Source organism: Streptomyces sp. PSU-S4-23 (genome assembly GCF_055632315.1).
Genome location: NZ_JBVMUU010000002.1, coordinates 881,454 through 896,471, shown reverse-complemented (window position 1 = coordinate 896,471; position 15,018 = coordinate 881,454). Strand labels below are relative to the sequence as shown.

Sequence of the window (15,018 nt, the reverse complement as noted above, 5' to 3'; positions counted from 1 at the left end):
GTCTAGGTCCTGGCGGTCTGGCTCGTGGCGGTCTGGCTCGTGGCGGTCGAGGGCGTCGTGGTACGTGAGGCCGTGCCGGCAGGGGGCGCCCCGGAGGTGGGCGGACCCGTGACGGGGTCACGCGTGACCGGCGGCCGGCTGGTGGCCGGTGGCCGGCTCGTGGCCGGTTTGCCCGTGGTCGGTCCGCTGGTGGCCGGTTTGCCCGCGGGGGGTTCGGCCGTGGCCGGCGGGGAATCGGGTGGACGGCTCGTGGACGTCGGTGGACCGGTCGGCGGAGCGCTGCCCGAGGCGTGCGGGGGCGTGCTCGTGCCGGTACCGCTCGGGGGAGAGGAGGAACCGCCCGGCGTCCCCCCGCCGCTCGCCGGCGGCGCGGACGAGCTGCTCGATGCCGGGGGCGAGGGGGCCGTGCCGTCGTCGGACGGCCCCGGGGGCGTCGTGCCGGGCGTCCCGGACGCCCCTTCGCCGCCGGTGCTCCCGGTCGCGCCGCCCCGGGTGCTCCCGCCCGGCCCGTCCGTCGTGCCGGCTTGCACCGTCAGCGTCACGTACCGCCCGAACGCCAGCTCCGCGCCCGGTGCGGGATCGGAGCCCGTGACCGTGGCCCCGCCGGGCGGCGTCCTCCCGCCGCCGTCGGTTACCGCGAGGCCCCGCTCCGCGAGCAGCCGGGCGGCCTCCGCGTACCGCATGCCCGTCACGTCGGGCACCGTGTGCCGGACCCGGGTGTCGAAGGGGGAGTCGTGTCCGCCGGACGTGCCGACGGGCCGGCTCATTCCCCGGTCCGGGTCGTCGACGTCGACGAGTGCGAGCCGGGTCAGCCGCCGCGGCGCGGGGGTCACCGCCACCACGGAGGCACGCCGGTACCCGGCCCATTTCCTGTTGCCGTCCCCGAACGTGACGGAAATACGGGTGGTGTCACCCTTGAAGGGGCGCAGTGGATTTCCGCAGGAACACTTCACGGCGGGTTGCCCCTGTGTGTCGACCAATACCGCGATACCGGCCTGGAGTACGGAGTTGAAAGGGGCGGCACGGCCCTTTTTGTAGTCGTGGTTCCGGACGAGGGTGTCGTGACGCAGCAGAACGGGTGTGAGTCCGTCGAGATAGTCCGGGATCTTTTCCGTGGTGATTTTGAGGACTTGCGCCCAGACCTTTGCCTTGCTCTCGTTTCCCGGGTCGGTGAGGAATTGCTTCAGCCGCTTCACGTCACAGACCGTCGGCCTGCGCGAACCTCCGTACAGGCCGGGCGTGTCGCCCGCCTGCAGGCCACCGGGCGCCTGTGGCGTCCGGACCGCGGCGTCACGGCCGAGGGCGGTGCGCTCGTCGAAGAACGGAGCGAGCGACGGAACTCCGGCTGCGACGGCCTGCACGGCGAACATCTGTGCGTCTTTGCCGCAGCCGCTGAGGACGACCGCGGCGGCCAGAAGGAATCCGGCCCTCCGGGCCGCCGATTTCCCGGCCCTGTGCAGGAATGATCGGAACGACATGACCGCTCCCCCCGGCGGTTGCCTTCGCCCTGCCGAGCGGAGGCAGGGCGTCGAGCATCAGGTTACCGAATGGGGCGGCATTTCAGGCGGCCTGAAATGAAAGAGAATTCAGCGGTGCGAAAGGACTCAGCGGCCCCGTGCGTTGAGTGAGGCCAGATAGGCGTTGTACGCCTGGAGTTCCTTGTCGCCGTTGCGCTCCGCGGCCCGGTCATTGCGCTTGGCCTGCCGCTGCTCCGAGCCGTACCACTGGAAGAGCAGCGCGATCAGCACCAGCACGGAGGGGACCTCGCTGAACGCCCAGGCGATGCCGCCGGCCGCGGTCTGGTCCGACAGGGCGTCGATGCCGAGCGAGGCGGGCGGGTCCATGTACGTGCCGATCATGGGCGCGGTGGCCATCATCAGCGCTATGCCGAAGAACGCGTGGAAGGGCATGCCCGCGAACAGCTCCAGCATCCGCATCAGATGGCTGGGGCGGTGCGGCCCCGGGTCCACGCCCATGATCGGCCAGAAGAACGACAGTCCGGTGACGAGGAAGTGCACCATCATCGCGATGTGCCCGGTCTTCGACTGCATCAGGAAGTCGAAGAGCGGGGTGAAGTACAGCCCGTACAGGCTCGCGATGAACATGGGGATCGTGAACACCGGGTGGGTGATCACTCGCATGTAGCGGCTGTGCAGCAACATCAGCAGCAGTTCGCGCGGCCCCTTGTGACCGCGGGCCGCGGGCCGCATCGCGCGCAGCGCGAGGGTGACCGGGGCGCCGAGGAGGATGAGGATCGGCGACAGCATGCTGATCACCATGTGCTGCACCATGTGCACGCTGAACATGACCATGCCGTAGTCGTTCAGCCCGGTGCACATGACCAGCAGCACCGTCAGCACGCCGGTGACGAACGCCACCGTCCGGCCGACGGGCCATGCGTCCCCGCGCCGCACGAGCCGGACGACACCCCACCCGTACAGCCCGAGCCCGAGCAGGCAGACGACGAGGAAGAACGGGTCCGCGGACCACTCCAGACCGCGGCTCAGGGTGAACGGCGGAAGATCCATCGTCATGCCGTGCCCGCTGTGGTCCATCCGCCGGCTCCAGTTTCGTGGGGTTGTGCGTTGTGTGTCCGCACCAGACTAGAACCGCCCCCGGTCGCGGCTGCGACCGGGGGCGGGACTTCTCGTCGGCGCGCCGGGGGCGCGCGAACGGTGTTCGACGGGACGCGGGGCCTGTTACAGGACGCACTCCGCCTCGGCGTACCGCTCGTCCGGCACCGTCTTCAGCGTCTCCACCGCCTCCGCCAGCGACACCATCACGATGTCCGTGCCGCGCAGGGCCGTCATCCGGCCGAACTCGCCGCGGTGCACCGCCTCCACGGCGTGCCAGCCGAAGCGGGTGGCGAGCACGCGGTCGTACGCCGTCGGTGTGCCGCCGCGCTGGACGTGCCCGAGGATCACCGGACGGGCCTCCTTGCCGAGGCGCTGCTCCAGCTCCAGGGAGAGCTGGCGGGCGATGCCGGCGAAGCGCTCGTGGCCGTAGACGTCCTTGCCGCCCTCGTCGAAGTCCATGGTGCCCGGCCTGGGCTTGGCGCCCTCGGCGGCCACGACGATCGCGAACCGCTTGCCGGCGGAGAACCGCTCGCCGACCCGGGCCGCCAACTCCTCGATGTCGAAGGGGCGTTCCGGCACCACGATGGCGTGGGCGCCGGCCGCCATGCCGGAGTGCAGCGCGATCCAGCCGGTGTGGCGGCCCATGACCTCCACGATCAGCACCCGCTGGTGGGACTCGGCGGTGGTCTTGAGCCGGTCCAGCGCCTCGGTGGCCACGCCCACGGCCGTGTCGAAGCCGAAGGTGACATCGGTGACGGCGATGTCGTTGTCGATGGTCTTGGGCACGCCGACGATCGGCAGGCCGCCCGCGGACAGCAGCCGGGCCGCCTTGAGCGTGCCCTCACCGCCGATCGGGATGATGGCGTCGAGCCCCAGTTCCGCGACGTGGCCCCTGGCCCGCTCCACACCGTCCCTCAGATGCTCGGGACGGACCCGGGAGGAGCCGAGGATGGTGCCGCCGCGAGCCAGGATGCCGCTCACCGCGTCGAGGTCGAGCTTGAGGTAGTCGCACTCCAGAAGGCCCTTCCAGCCGTCCCGGAAGCCGATGACCTCGTCGCCGTGGTCGGCGACGGCACGGTGCACGACGGACCGGATGACGGCGTTCAGGCCGGGGCAGTCGCCGCCGGACGTGAGGACACCAATGCGCATAGCCCGTAATACCTTCTCAACGTGGGCCGGGGACCGGACCACGTTGTCCGGCTCGATCCCCGCCACCCTACCGGCGACGGGGGGCCGGTCCGCACCGTGCGTCCGCCTGCTGGACGCCCCCGCTCAGCTGTGCGGACGTGCCGTCAGACGGGCTGGTTGCCGCGGGGCGGAACTGCGGTTCGGCGGTGCCCCGACAGGGCGCGGGGAACCGCGCGACCAGCCACGAGGCACCCGCAGCTGATGCACCGGGCTTCCTGCGGAGCGCTCAGGCGGGCTGCTGCGCGGCCGCGATGCGCTCGGTGCGCAGCGCCTCGTACCAGCGGTCGTCGACCGGCGGCAGCGCGTTGACGTCGAGTGCCAGCTTCAGCAGCAGATCGGCGATCTGCGGATTGCGCGCGAGCACGGGACCGTGCATGTACGTGCCGAAGACCGTGTCGTTGTACGCGCCCTCCGTGCCGTCGCCCGTGCCGTTGCCCCGGCCGAGCCGCACCTGTGCGAACGGGCGCGCGGTCGGGCCGAGGTGCGTGACGCCCTGGTGGTTCTCGAAGCCGGTCAGCTGGGGCAGGCCCAGGCGGGAGTCGATGTCCGCCAGGACGTCGCCGACACACCGCTCGCCCTCGCCGCGCACCGAGACCACGTCGAGCAGGCCGAGGCCCGGTTCCCGCTGCCCCAGGTCGTTGATGAACTCGTGGCCGAGGATCTGGTAGCCGGCGCAGACGGAGAAGACGATCGCGCCGTTCTCCACGGCCCGGTACAGGTGCCCGTCGCGGCGCAGCCGCTCGGCCGCGAGCCGCTGCGGGCGGTCCTCACCGCCGCCGATCAGATAGATGTCGCCGGAGGTCGGGATCGGCTGGTCGCTGCGCACATCGAGGCGGGTCACGTCGAGGCCGCGCTGCCGGGCCCGGCGCTCCACGACGAGCGCGTTGCCCTGGTCGCCGTACGTGCTCAGCAGGTCCGGGTAGATCCACACCAGACGCAGGCTGTTGTCACTCATCGATGATCGTCCTTAGCGGTCAGTTGCCGACGCGGCGGCGCAGGTCCTGGAACGCGGTGTAGTTCGCGATGACCTCGATCCGGCCCTGCGGGGCGAGCTGCACGGCCTGGTCGAGGCTCTCGCAGACCTGGAACGTCTGGTTGGCGACCTCCAGGCGCACGGCGAGGTCCAGTTTCCGGTCGCCGATGACGAAGATCGGGTGACCGGTCAGCCGGGTGTAGTCGACGTCCCACAGCCAGGAGGTGTCGGTGCCGTCCGCGCCGCGCGCGTTCACCGAGAGGATCACCGGGGCCGGCGGCGGGTCGATCAGGGAGAACGTCTCCAGCCAGCCGGCCGGGTTCTTCGCGAGCAGCAGGCGCAGGTCGCGGCCCTGGAACTGGACGATGTCGTAGCGCCCGGCCACCGCCTGCACCTGGTACATGCGCTCCAGCGCGACCTGCGGGGGCACGCCGAAGACGGCGGCGACGGCCGCCGAGGTGGCGGCATTGGCCTTGTTGGCGCGGCCCGGCAGCTGGAGGTGGATCGGCCAGGCCGAGCCGTGCGGGTCCAGGACGTGGTCGCCGGACAGCGCCCAGCTGGGGGCCGGGCGGCGGAAGCCGCACTCGGCGCAGTACCAGTCGTCGCCGGGGCGCTGCATCACACCGCCGCAGGACGGGCAGGACCAGGCGTCGTCCTTCCACATCTGGCCGGCGGCGACCCAGACCACGTTGGGCGAGGAGGAGGCGGCCCACACGACGAGCGGGTCGTCCGCGTTGGCGACGACGACGGCCTTCGAACCGGCGAGGCCCTCGCGCCAGTTCTCGGCGAGCATACGGGTCTCGGCCGCGCGGTCGAGCTGGTCACGGGAGAGGTTGAGCAGGGCGATGCACTTCGGGTCGGTGTCCCGGGCCACTCCCGCGAGGTACTTCTCGTCGACCTCGATGACGCCGAACTTGGCGTCCGAGCCGCCGGCCAGCGCCGAGGTGATGCCGGCGGGCATGTTGGCGCCCAGCGCGTTGGAGACGACCGGGCCCGCGGCGCCCAGCGCCTCGGCGATCAGCCGGGTGGTCGTGGTCTTGCCGTTGGTCGCCGAGACCAGGACGACGTCCAGGTTCTGGGCGAGCCGGGCGAGGAGGTCGGGGTCGAGTTTGAGCGCCACTCGGCCGCCGATCACCGAACCGCTGCCGCGCCCGGCGGCGCGCGATGCCGCAGCCACCGCCTTGCCCGCGGTCACGGCCAGCTTGGCCCGCGGCGTCAGCGGGTCCGAGTTGCCTGCCATCAGTTCTCGATCCTCCTTGCGTACGGCGCCGCGCCCTGTCCCGGCAACGTGTGGCCCTCAGCCTATCGAGATCCGTGCACGCCCCCGAATCATGGCACCGCCCCGGCGCCCGGGCGGCATTGAGGACCGTACCCTTGCCGCCATGCGACATCGCTCGATCCCGGGCGCCCGAGGGCGCGTGAGGCCCGTCACCCTGCTCGGTGACCGCGTGCTGCGCACGCCGTGCGCGGAGGTCACCGGCTTCGGCCCCGAACTGGCCCGGCTCGTCGAGGACATGTTCGCCACGATGTACGCGGCGCGGGGCGTGGGCCTTGCGGCCAACCAGGTCGGGGAGGCGCTGCGGGTGTTCGTGTACGACTGCCCGGATGACGAGGACGTGCGCCACCGGGGGCACGTGGTCAATCCGCGCCTGGTGGCGGCGGACGGGCTGGTGCTGCGGGGCCCGGAGGGCTGTCTGTCGCTGCCGGGCCTCGAGGCCGGCACCGAGCGGTACGACCGCGCGGTCGTCGAGGGCGTCACCGCGGACGGGGAGCCGGTCCGCGTGGAGGGCACCGGCTGGTTCGCGCGGTGCCTGCAGCACGAGTGCGACCACCTGGAGGGCGGCCTGTACGTGGACCGGCTCAGCGGCCGGCGCCGGCGCAGGGTGATGCGGCAGGCGTCCCGGGCGCCCTGGAACCGGTAGCAGCCGCTCAGAACCCCGGCCCGCCGACCCGGTCCCCGGCCGCGGCCAGCCGCCCCCACAGCAGATCGGCCAGGCTGCGCACCAACTCGGCGCGGGAGCAGGGCCGTTCGCCCAGCCACCAGTCCCCGGCGGCATGCATCATGCCGACGATGCCGTGGCCCCACACCCGGGCGAGCTGGTGGGTGTCCGGTCCGAGGTCCAGCCGCTCCTCGATGACCTGGGCGAGTTCCTCGCCCATGCGCCGCAGCAGCGGAATGGAGTGCCGGCCCGTGTCGAAGCCCTGGTCGTTCTGCGAGCCGCCCTCCGCCGGATGCATGAGGAAGCGGTAGACCTGCGGCCGTGCCTCGATTGCGGCGAGGTAGGTGTCCAGCGTGGACGCGACGCGCTCCCGCCGGTCCGCGGGGGCGTCCAGTGCCGCCCGCAGCGAGTCGAGCAGTGCGTCCGTGTGACGCGTGGCGAGCGCGGCGTACAGCCCGCCCTTGTCGCCGAAGTGGCGGTAGAGGATCGGCTTGGTGATGCCGGCCTCGGCCGCGATGGCGTTCATCGAGGCCCCGGGGCCGTCGCGCAGCACCACTCTGTCGGCGGCCTCCAGCAGCTCGCGCCGTCGGCGGTCGGCGGACCGCTGCTGATCGGCCCGCTGCGTGGTGTCCATGGTCTCTCTCCCCACCCGTGCTCTGTCGTGCCTGCGCAAACTAACACTGAAACGCAGGTCTGTATCGAACGAGAGGCCGACCTCTCACGGAGGCGGTTTCGCCCTGGTTCGGGAGTTGACTTTCCTACTCACGAGTAACATACTTTTGTTACCGCAAGTAACAGGTTAGCGCAGTGCTGGAGGGAACATGGCCGAGTTCACCATGGAGCTCAACGACGAACAGAAGGAGGTCCGCGACTGGCTGCACGGGTTCGCCGCCGACGTGATCCGCCCCGCGGCCGCCGAATGGGACGAGCGTGAGGAGACTCCCTGGCCGGTCATCCAGGAGGCCGCAAAGGTCGGCATCTACTCCCTCGACTTCTACGCGCAGCAGTACTTCGACCCCACCGGTCTGGGCATCCCGATGGCCATGGAGGAGCTGTTCTGGGGCGACGCCGGCATCGCCCTGTCGATCGTGGGCACCGGCCTCGCCGCCGTGGGCGTCCTCGCCAACGGCACCGAGGAGCAGATCGGCACCTGGATCCCCCAGATGTACGGCGACACCAACGAGGTGAAGGTGGCCGCCTTCTGCTCCTCCGAGCCCGACGCGGGCTCCGACGTCGCCTCCATGCGCACGCGCGCCGTGTACGACGAGGCCAAGGACGAGTGGGTGATCAACGGCACCAAGACCTGGGCGACCAACGGCGGCATCGCCAACGTCCATGTCGTCGTCGCGGTGGTCGATCCCGAGCTGGGCTCCAAGGGGCACGCCTCCTTCATCGTCCCGCCCGGCACGCCGGGCCTCGCCCAGGGGCAGAAGTTCAAGAAGCACGGCATCCGCGCCTCGCACACCGCCGAGGTCATCCTCGACGACGTCCGGGTCCCCGGCTCCTGTCTGCTCGGCGGCAAGGAGAAGCTGGACGAGCGCCTGGCCCGGGCCAGGGAGAAGGCCAAGGCGGGCGGGGAGCGCGTGAAGAACGCGGCCATGGCCACGTTCGAGGCGTCCCGGCCGGCCGTGGGCGCGATGGCCGTGGGCACGGCCCGGGCGGCGTACGAGGTGGCGCTGGACTACGCGAAGACCCGCGAGCAGTTCGGGCGGCCGATCATCGACAACCAGGGCGTCGCCTTCCAGCTCGCGGACATGCGGACGCAGATCGACGCGGCCCGGCTGCTGGTGTGGCGCGCCTCGTGGATGGCGGTCAACGGCAAGCCGTTCACGGCGGCCGAGGGCTCCATGTCGAAGCTGTTCGCCAGCGAGACGGCCAAGAAGGTCACGGCCCAGGCGATACAGATCCTCGGGGGCAACGGATACACGCGGGAGTACCCGGTGGAGCGGATGCACCGCGACTCGGCCATCTACACCATCTTCGAGGGCACGAGCGAGATCCAGCGGCTGGTGATCGCGCGGACGCTGTCCGGGATGCCCATCAGGTAGCGCCGTGGGGGCTCAGCGGTGCTTCAGGGGCGTCAGCTGCTCGATGTCGTACCGTCTGCGCAGCTCCTCGATCGCCGAGTGGTCGGGCGGGCCCCCGTCGGCGAGGATCTCAAGGAGCTCCTCGAAGTAGCGCTCGTGGTCCGGTGGGGGCGACGCCTGGAAGAACATCTTCGCGGGCGTCCGAGTCGGGTTCGCGAACGCGTGCGGGCAGCCGGGCGGTACGAGGATGACCGTGCCCGGCGTGGCCCGTACCACCCGGCCGCCCGACCGGGACTCCCATCTCTGCCAGTGGTCGGGGGTGCGCACCCGCGGCTCGAAGGCGAGCACGTCCAGCTCACCCTCGAGCACGTAGAACAGCTCCTCGCTGCGTGTGTGCACATGCGCGCCGACGTCGAAGCCCGGCGGCACCACCACCTCGAACGTGGACGCCGCGCGCGAGTGCGCGCCGGTCACCTTGAACGTCACGTGCTGGGCCGGTGTCCGCACGACGCGTCCGTGGCCCGGCGGCACGAGCAGCCCCTCGGTCGCCGCCCCCTCTTCCGTGGTCGTCATCGGTCGCTCACCACCGGCGGCGGGCCGGTGGCCGCGGCCCGTGCGGCCGTCTCGTCGCTCGTCATCTCACTTCTTCCCGTTCGGGGAGGCATGCCAGCGCCCCAGCGTCATCTCCGCGGTGATGCCCGGTCCGAAGCCGGCCAGCAGCCCGCGCGCGCTGTGCTCGGCGCCGCCCGCCTCGAAGAACCGGCGCAGCGCATCCAGGACGACGGCGCTCGCGATGTTGCCGTACTCGGTGAGCGTGGCCCGGCTGAAGCGGAAGGCCTCCGACGGCACGTGCAGGAACGTGCTCAGGTCGTCCAGGATCCGCGGGCCGCCCGCGTGCACGATGTAGAAGTCCAGGTCGGACGCGTCCCAGCCGTGCTGGCGCGCCAGTTCCTGGAGGGCGGGGGCGAGCGGTTCCATCGTGGTCGGCACCCGCTTGTCCAGGAGGAAGTGGAAGCCGGTGGCGCGGACGTCGTAGGCGATCCACTCCTCCGTCTTGGGGATCAGGTACGAACCGTTGCGTTCCAGTCCGATGCCGGTGCCGCCGCTGCCGCGGACGACCGCGGCCGCCACACCGTCGCCGAACAGGCCGTTGGACAGCAGCGAGCCGACGCCGAGATCGGTGGGCTGGTAGCACAGCGAGCAGAACTCGCAGGCCACGATGAGCGCGTTGGCGTCCGGGTAGGCCGAGCAGAAGTCGTGGGCCCGGTTGATGGCCGCGCCGCCCGCGGCGCAGCCCAGCTGGGCGATGGGCACCTGCCGGGTGTCGGTCTTGAAGCCCATCGTGTTGATCAGCCACGCGGTCAGCGAGGGCATCATGAACCCGGTGCACGACACGTAGATGATCATGTCGATGTCGGTGGTGAGCAGCTCGGCGTCGTCCAGTGCCCGCTGGACGACCGGGGGGACGCGGGCCTTGGCCTCGGCCTCGTAGAGGTTGTTGCGCTCCTCGAAGCCGGGATGCCTCAGGGTCTCCTCGATGGGCTGCACGATGTGCCGGGTGCGGACCCCGGTGTTCTCGATCAGGCGCAGGGCCAGCGGGAGCTGGGGGTGGTCCGGGTGGCGTGAGCGCGCCAGTTCGAGCGTGTCCTCCATCGTGAGCACGTGTTCCGGCACGGAAACCGCGGGTCGGCACAGAGTCGCCATGGAGCGTGCCTTCTTTCGCCTTGGCGGGGGAGCCGTCATCCCCCGGCGGAAGGGGTGTTCACCCGTCTGAGGGCTGTTCCCCCACGATCACCCGGCGGCCCGGGGATCTCGCGGTGGACTACTCCACTCCGGCGATGGCGGAACGTGAGATCATGGGTACGCTCGGTGATGACGACGGGGTGGAGGAAGGAAGTGCCGATGACCCGGACGGCCAGGGACCTCCTGGAGACGGCCGCGGCGAGACTCGCCCCCGATCCGCATGCCAACCGGCTGCTGCCGCTGATCGCCCGCGGCGCGGCCCGGTCCGGCACACTCGCGGCCCTCGCCCTGGAGCAGCGCCGGGTGATCGCCTCGGACCGCCGGGCGTTCCGGCTTCTGGCCGAGCGGTCGCGGGACCAGCCCGCGTGCGCGGCCTTCTTCGCCCTGCTCGCGCAGGGCGAGGCCGTCGCCCGCGACCGGCTCGACGCGTACGCCGCCGCCTGCGGAGCGGACGAGGAGCGGGCGGCCGCCCATGAGCCGCCGGTGGACTGCCAGACCTACCCCGCGTACGTCGCCTGGCTGGCCCTGAACGGGGAACCGGCCGACGTCGCGCTGGCCCTCAGCGCCAACTTCGCGACCTGGGGCCACTACTGCGCGACGATCGCGCAGGCCCTGCGCCACCACTACGGCTACCACGAGACGGCCTGCGGCTTCTTCGACTTCTTCGCCAAGCCGTCCCCGGAGCTGGAGCAGAAGGCGCGGGCGGCGGTCCAGGAGGGCCTGGACACCGGGCGCCTGGACGAGACCCTGGCCCACCGCTACGGCCGGCTGCTGCAGGGTTTCGAGGCCCGCTTCTGGCACGCCCTGTGGGAACTGGACGCACGGGGCTGAGTGTTCCGGCCGGCGAAGCCGGCGGGGGAGCGGTGCGGTCGCCCCCGGCTACGAGCGCGAACTGTGCGCGATGCAGGCCACGTCGATCCGGTCGGCGAGCTTCGCCAGTTCGATGGTGAGCGCCGCCACCGTGTCCTCGTCGAGCCCGTCCTCACCGGCCTCCACCAGGCGCAGCCACCGGCCGCCGAGCGTGCGCAGCAGCTTGCTGACGTCGGCGGCCGCCACCTGCAACGTACCGCGGTCGTCGACGATCAGAGGCAGGGTCACTTCGCGGTTCACAAGGGCGATCGTAACTGCGGAACACTCACGCCCCGTGCCACACGGTGGTGATGTTGCAGAACTCGCGGATCCCGTGCCCCGACAGTTCGCGGCCGTAACCGGACCGCTTGACCCCGCCGAAGGGGAACGCCGGATGGGACGCCGTCATCCCGTTGACGTACACGCCGCCGGCCTCCAGATCCCGGACGAAGCGGTCGACCTCGGTCTCGTCGCGCGTCCAGACGTTCGAACTCAGTCCGAAGGGCGAGTCGTTCGCGATCTCCACCGCCTCGTCCGGGCCGGCGGCCCGGTACAGCGTGGCGACCGGGCCGAACGCCTCCTCCCGGTGGATGCGCATCTCGGGGGTGACGTCGGCCAGGACCGTCGGCGGGTAGTACCAGCCGGGCCGGTCGGGACGCTCGCCGCCGCACAGCACCGTGGCGCCGCTCTCGACCGCTTCGTCGACGAGTTCCTCCAGGCCGGCGCGGCCCTCCTCGCTGGACAGCGGCCCGATGTCGGTCTCCTCGTCCAGGGGGTCGCCCACCGTCAGCGCCGTCATGCCGGCCGTGAACCGCTCGGCGAAGGCGTCGAACACGTCCGTGTGCACGATGAACCGCTTGGCGGCGATGCAGGACTGGCCGTTGTTCTGCACGCGGGCCGTCACCGCGACCCGGGCGGCCCGGTCCAGGTCCGCGGACGGCATGACGACGAAGGGATCACTGCCGCCCAGCTCCAGGACCGTCTTCTTGATCTCGTCGCCGGCGACGGACGCGACGGCCCGGCCCGCCGGTTCGCTGCCGGTGAGGGTGGCGGCCCTGATCCGCGCGTCGCGCAGCACCTTCTCGACCGCGCCGGAGCCGATGAGCAGGGTCTGGAAGCAGCCCTCGGGGAAGCCCGCCCGGCGGAAGAGGTCCTCCAGGTAGAGGGCGGTGCCCGGGACGTTCGAGGCGTGCTTGAGCAGCCCCACGTTGCCCGCCATCAACGCGGGCGCGGCGAACCGGACCACCTGCCACAGCGGGAAGTTCCACGGCATCACGGCGAGCACCGGGCCCAGCGGCCGGTAGCGCACGATCACCCGCGAGGCGCCCGAGTCCTTCACATCGGAGTCGGCGGGTTCCTCGTCGGCGAGCAGCTCCTCGGCGTGATCGGCGTACCAGCGCATCGCCTTGGCGCACTTCGCCGCCTCCGCGCGGGCCTGCTTGACGGGCTTGCCCATCTCGGTGGTCATCAGCCGGGCGATGTCCCGCTGGTCCTCGTCGAGCAGGCCGGCCGCCCGGTGCATGAGCCGCGCCCGCTCGGCGAACGAGGTCGTGCGATGGGTGCGGAACGCGGTCTCGGCGGCGGCGAGCCTGCGCTCGATCGCCTCCGCGTCCAGGGCGTCGTACGTCTTGAGCGTCTCGCCGGTCGCCGGGTTCACGGTCGCGATGGCCATGACGGACCTCCTGGGTGACGGGCTGGGTCCCGGCCTTCCGAGTGCTCCAGAAGCCGGTCGAGAAACGCCGACTGCGCCTTCACGATCATGTCCCGGGCCCGCTCCAGGCCGACCCACTCCACACGGTCCAGCTCGGGGAACTCCCGGACGCGTCCCGACCTCGGCGGCCACTCCATGGTGAAGGTGCCCGGCTCGACCGCCGCCGGGTCGAGATCGGCCTCGACCGCCCAGGCCGTGACGGTCTTGCCGCCGGCCTGCCGCACCTCGCCGAGCGGGACGGCCTCCCCCTCGGGCGGGGGCAGCCCCAGTTCCTCCTGGAACTCCCGGCGGGCGGCGTCCCAGGGCCGCTCGCCGTCCTCGTACTCCCCCTTGGGCACGGTCCACGCGCCGGCGTCACGGCGGGCGAAGAACGGGCCGCCCATATGGCCGAGCAGGACCTCCGGGCCGTGGTCCGTGCGCCGGAACAGCAGGATGCCCGCGCTGCGCCGTCCCCGGGCGCTCACGGCGCCACCCCGGGGTGCGCGGCCAGCAGCGACTCCACGGTGTCGGCCTCCTCCGGGCGCTTGTCCTCGCGGTAGCGCACCACCCGGGCGAACCGCAGGGTGACGCCGGCCGGGTACCGGGAGGACCTCTGCAGTCCGTCGTAGGCGATCTCGGCCACGAGTTCGGGCCGTACGGTCACCACCCAGCCGTCGTCCTCGACGGCGAGCTCCTTCAGCCGCCCGGTCTGCCAGGTGAGCATCGCGTCCGTCATCCCCTTGAACGTCTTGCCGAGCATCGTGAAGGAGCCGTCCGGGTTGCGCGCGCCGAGGTGCAGATTGGAGAGCTTGCCGGTGCGGCGGCCGTGGCCCCATTCGGCGGCCAGCACCACCAGGTCGAGCGTGTGCACGGGCTTGACCTTGAGCCAGGAGGCACCGCGCCGGCCCGCGCTGTACGGGGAGTCGAGCGCCTTGACCACCACGCCCTCGTGGCCGCGCCGCAGGGTCTCGGCGAGGAACGCCTCCGCGGCGGCCAGGTCCCCGGGTCCGTTCACGAGTGCGCGCCGCACCCGCATCGGTTCCGGCACGAGCCGGGCCAGCTCGGCGTGGCGGTCCGCGAACGGCAGGTCCAGCAGGTCCCGGCCGTCCACGGCCAGCGCGTCGAAGAAGACCGGGGAGACGGGAACGGCCGCGGCGGCCGTCGCCACGTCCAGCCGGGAGCCCACCCGCCCCGAGGTCTCCTGGAAGGAGCGCGGCCGCCCGCCCTCGTCCAGGGCGATGACCTCGCCGTCCAGGATGAACCGCTCACCCGCCAGCCGGAGGGCCGCGGAGGTCAGTTCGGGCAGCCGGCCGGTGATGTCGTCGAGGGTACGGGTGTGCACCCGTACGACGTCGCCGTCGCGGTGGACCTGGACGCGGATGCCGTCGAGCTTCTCCTCGACGGCGCACGCGCCCAGCTTCCCGACGGCCTCCGCCACCGAGGACGCGGTGTGCGCGAGCATCGGCAGGACGGGCCGGCCGACCGTGAGCCGGAAGGCGTCCAGGGCCCCGGGGCCGTCCGCCAGCACGGCCCGGGCGACGGTCTGCAGCGACCCGGCGAGCATGACGGCCCGCCGCACGTCGGCCGGGGCCGCCCCCGTCGCCTCGGCCAGCCCCTCGACGGCCAGGGCGTCGAGCGCGCCCTGCCGCACCTCGCCGGTGAGCAGCGCGACCAGGAACCGCTGCTCCTCGTCGGTGGCCGCCGCGAGCAACTCGCCCACCAGCCGCCTGCGTTCGGCCTGCGAGCCGGCGCCGGTGACGGCACCGATCCGGGTCAGCCGGGCGTCCACGTCGCGCACGGTGAGCGTCGGCTCGGCGGCGGGCGGGACCCCCTGGCCGAGGATCTTCCACCCGACGCCGAGCCGCCCCTGGGGAAGCCGCCCGGCCAGATACGGGATGACGATCGGTGCGTCCTCCGCGTCGGCGTCCCGGAACAACCCGCCGAGCAGCGCGATCTTCCGGGACCGCGCCGACGCGGCGGCGACCTCGCGGGACACACGGGCGAGCCGGCTCAGCAGCATGCAGCCATGGTG

At 72.0% G+C, this 15,018-nt stretch carries 15 protein-coding genes; 3 read left to right on the top strand and 12 right to left on the bottom strand.

Annotated elements, in window-relative coordinates:
* Window positions 1-2 precede the first annotated feature (2 nt).
* From ACZ79I_RS04850 to ACZ79I_RS04830, 5 genes are all read right to left on the bottom strand, one after another.
* Window positions 3-1,478, bottom strand: a complete 1,476-nt coding sequence (locus tag ACZ79I_RS04850) for a DUF6777 domain-containing protein (protein ID WP_471494384.1) — start codon at window positions 1,476-1,478, stop codon at window positions 3-5.
* Between the two features lie 126 nt (window positions 1,479-1,604).
* Window positions 1,605-2,555, bottom strand: a complete 951-nt coding sequence (locus tag ACZ79I_RS04845) for a cytochrome c oxidase assembly protein (protein WP_471494383.1) — start codon at window positions 2,553-2,555, stop codon at window positions 1,605-1,607.
* 144 nt (window positions 2,556-2,699) lie between these two features.
* Window positions 2,700-3,725, bottom strand: coding sequence for a 6-phosphofructokinase (locus ACZ79I_RS04840; protein ID WP_381083775.1), 1,026 nt, complete (start codon window positions 3,723-3,725; stop codon window positions 2,700-2,702).
* 265 nt (window positions 3,726-3,990) lie between these two features.
* The gene (locus tag ACZ79I_RS04835; protein ID WP_381083777.1) at window positions 3,991-4,719 is read right to left on the bottom strand and encodes a type 1 glutamine amidotransferase; all 729 of its coding nucleotides are present in this window, start codon (window positions 4,717-4,719) and stop codon (window positions 3,991-3,993) included.
* A gap of 19 nt (window positions 4,720-4,738) precedes the next feature.
* Window positions 4,739-5,977 (bottom strand): MurT ligase domain-containing protein, encoded by a 1,239-nt coding sequence (locus tag ACZ79I_RS04830; protein ID WP_471494381.1) that lies wholly within the window; start codon window positions 5,975-5,977, stop codon window positions 4,739-4,741.
* 142 nt (window positions 5,978-6,119) lie between these two features.
* Here ACZ79I_RS04830 and def point away from each other — a divergent pair, with 142 nt between their 5' ends.
* On the top strand, window positions 6,120-6,659 hold the full coding sequence (def, locus tag ACZ79I_RS04825) for a peptide deformylase (protein ID WP_471494379.1): 540 nt from the start codon (window positions 6,120-6,122) through the stop codon (window positions 6,657-6,659).
* Between the two features lie 7 nt (window positions 6,660-6,666).
* Here the strand turns inward: def and ACZ79I_RS04820 are convergent, their stop codons facing one another.
* Window positions 6,667-7,311, bottom strand: coding sequence for a TetR/AcrR family transcriptional regulator (locus ACZ79I_RS04820; RefSeq protein ID WP_471494378.1), 645 nt, complete (start codon window positions 7,309-7,311; stop codon window positions 6,667-6,669).
* A gap of 187 nt (window positions 7,312-7,498) precedes the next feature.
* On the opposite strand from ACZ79I_RS04820, the gene ACZ79I_RS04815 reads away from it, so the two are divergent.
* Entirely contained in the window at window positions 7,499-8,725 is a 1,227-nt protein-coding gene (locus ACZ79I_RS04815; RefSeq protein WP_471494377.1) for an acyl-CoA dehydrogenase family protein, read from the top strand.
* 12 nt (window positions 8,726-8,737) lie between these two features.
* Here the strand turns inward: ACZ79I_RS04815 and ACZ79I_RS04810 are convergent, their stop codons facing one another.
* Together ACZ79I_RS04810 and ACZ79I_RS04805 are read right to left on the bottom strand one after the other, a co-directional pair.
* Complete coding sequence (locus tag ACZ79I_RS04810) at window positions 8,738-9,277, bottom strand: cupin domain-containing protein (protein WP_471494375.1); 540 nt, start codon at window positions 9,275-9,277, stop codon at window positions 8,738-8,740.
* A 66-nt stretch (window positions 9,278-9,343) separates the two neighbouring features.
* A complete protein-coding gene (locus tag ACZ79I_RS04805; RefSeq protein ID WP_471494373.1) occupies window positions 9,344-10,447 on the bottom strand; it encodes a type III polyketide synthase in 1,104 nt (367 codons plus the stop codon).
* A gap of 159 nt (window positions 10,448-10,606) precedes the next feature.
* Between ACZ79I_RS04805 and ACZ79I_RS04800 the strand changes: the two genes are divergently transcribed.
* Window positions 10,607-11,278, top strand: coding sequence for a transcriptional regulator (locus ACZ79I_RS04800; RefSeq protein ID WP_471494371.1), 672 nt, complete (start codon window positions 10,607-10,609; stop codon window positions 11,276-11,278).
* 48 nt (window positions 11,279-11,326) lie between these two features.
* Here ACZ79I_RS04800 and ACZ79I_RS04795 read toward each other — a convergent pair whose 3' ends face one another.
* Genes ACZ79I_RS04795 through ACZ79I_RS04780 form a run of 4 tightly spaced genes read right to left on the bottom strand, consistent with a single transcriptional unit; the run spans window position 11,327 to window position 15,006 of the window.
* Window positions 11,327-11,557, bottom strand: a complete 231-nt coding sequence (locus ACZ79I_RS04795; RefSeq protein ID WP_381083793.1) for a DUF6213 family protein — start codon at window positions 11,555-11,557, stop codon at window positions 11,327-11,329.
* Between the two features lie 25 nt (window positions 11,558-11,582).
* Window positions 11,583-12,968, bottom strand: a complete 1,386-nt coding sequence (locus ACZ79I_RS04790) for an NADP-dependent succinic semialdehyde dehydrogenase (protein ID WP_471494369.1) — start codon at window positions 12,966-12,968, stop codon at window positions 11,583-11,585.
* Window positions 12,950-13,471, bottom strand: coding sequence for an NUDIX hydrolase (locus tag ACZ79I_RS04785; RefSeq protein WP_471494367.1), 522 nt, complete (start codon window positions 13,469-13,471; stop codon window positions 12,950-12,952). Before ACZ79I_RS04785 ends, ACZ79I_RS04790 begins: the two co-directional genes overlap by 19 nt.
* Window positions 13,468-15,006 carry an ATP-dependent DNA ligase gene (locus ACZ79I_RS04780; protein ID WP_471494365.1) on the bottom strand — a complete coding sequence of 513 codons (1,539 nt, stop codon included), beginning with the start codon at window positions 15,004-15,006 and terminating at the stop codon, window positions 13,468-13,470. The genes ACZ79I_RS04785 and ACZ79I_RS04780 overlap by 4 nt, the downstream gene beginning before the upstream one ends.
* Window positions 15,007-15,018: the final 12 nt, after the last annotated feature.

What these genes read in the sequence shown, in the direction of transcription:
- ACZ79I_RS04850 (WP_471494384.1), bottom strand. Translation starts at nt 1,478, where the DNA reads ATGTCGTTCCGATCATTCCTGCACAGGGCCGGGAAATCGGCGGCCCGG.
- ACZ79I_RS04845 (WP_471494383.1), bottom strand. Translation starts at nt 2,555, where the DNA reads ATGGACCACAGCGGGCACGGCATGACGATGGATCTTCCGCCGTTCACC.
- ACZ79I_RS04840 (WP_381083775.1), bottom strand. Translation starts at nt 3,725, where the DNA reads ATGCGCATTGGTGTCCTCACGTCCGGCGGCGACTGCCCCGGCCTGAAC.
- ACZ79I_RS04835 (WP_381083777.1), bottom strand. Translation starts at nt 4,719, where the DNA reads ATGAGTGACAACAGCCTGCGTCTGGTGTGGATCTACCCGGACCTGCTG.
- ACZ79I_RS04830 (WP_471494381.1), bottom strand. Translation starts at nt 5,977, where the DNA reads ATGGCAGGCAACTCGGACCCGCTGACGCCGCGGGCCAAGCTGGCCGTG.
- def (WP_471494379.1), top strand. Translation starts at nt 6,120, where the DNA reads ATGCGACATCGCTCGATCCCGGGCGCCCGAGGGCGCGTGAGGCCCGTC.
- ACZ79I_RS04820 (WP_471494378.1), bottom strand. Translation starts at nt 7,311, where the DNA reads ATGGACACCACGCAGCGGGCCGATCAGCAGCGGTCCGCCGACCGCCGA.
- ACZ79I_RS04815 (WP_471494377.1), top strand. Translation starts at nt 7,499, where the DNA reads ATGGCCGAGTTCACCATGGAGCTCAACGACGAACAGAAGGAGGTCCGC.
- ACZ79I_RS04810 (WP_471494375.1), bottom strand. Translation starts at nt 9,277, where the DNA reads ATGACGACCACGGAAGAGGGGGCGGCGACCGAGGGGCTGCTCGTGCCG.
- ACZ79I_RS04805 (WP_471494373.1), bottom strand. Translation starts at nt 10,447, where the DNA reads ATGACGGCTCCCCCGCCAAGGCGAAAGAAGGCACGCTCCATGGCGACT.
- ACZ79I_RS04800 (WP_471494371.1), top strand. Translation starts at nt 10,607, where the DNA reads ATGACCCGGACGGCCAGGGACCTCCTGGAGACGGCCGCGGCGAGACTC.
- ACZ79I_RS04790 (WP_471494369.1), bottom strand. Translation starts at nt 12,968, where the DNA reads ATGGCCATCGCGACCGTGAACCCGGCGACCGGCGAGACGCTCAAGACG.
- ACZ79I_RS04780 (WP_471494365.1), bottom strand. Translation starts at nt 15,006, where the DNA reads ATGCTGCTGAGCCGGCTCGCCCGTGTGTCCCGCGAGGTCGCCGCCGCG.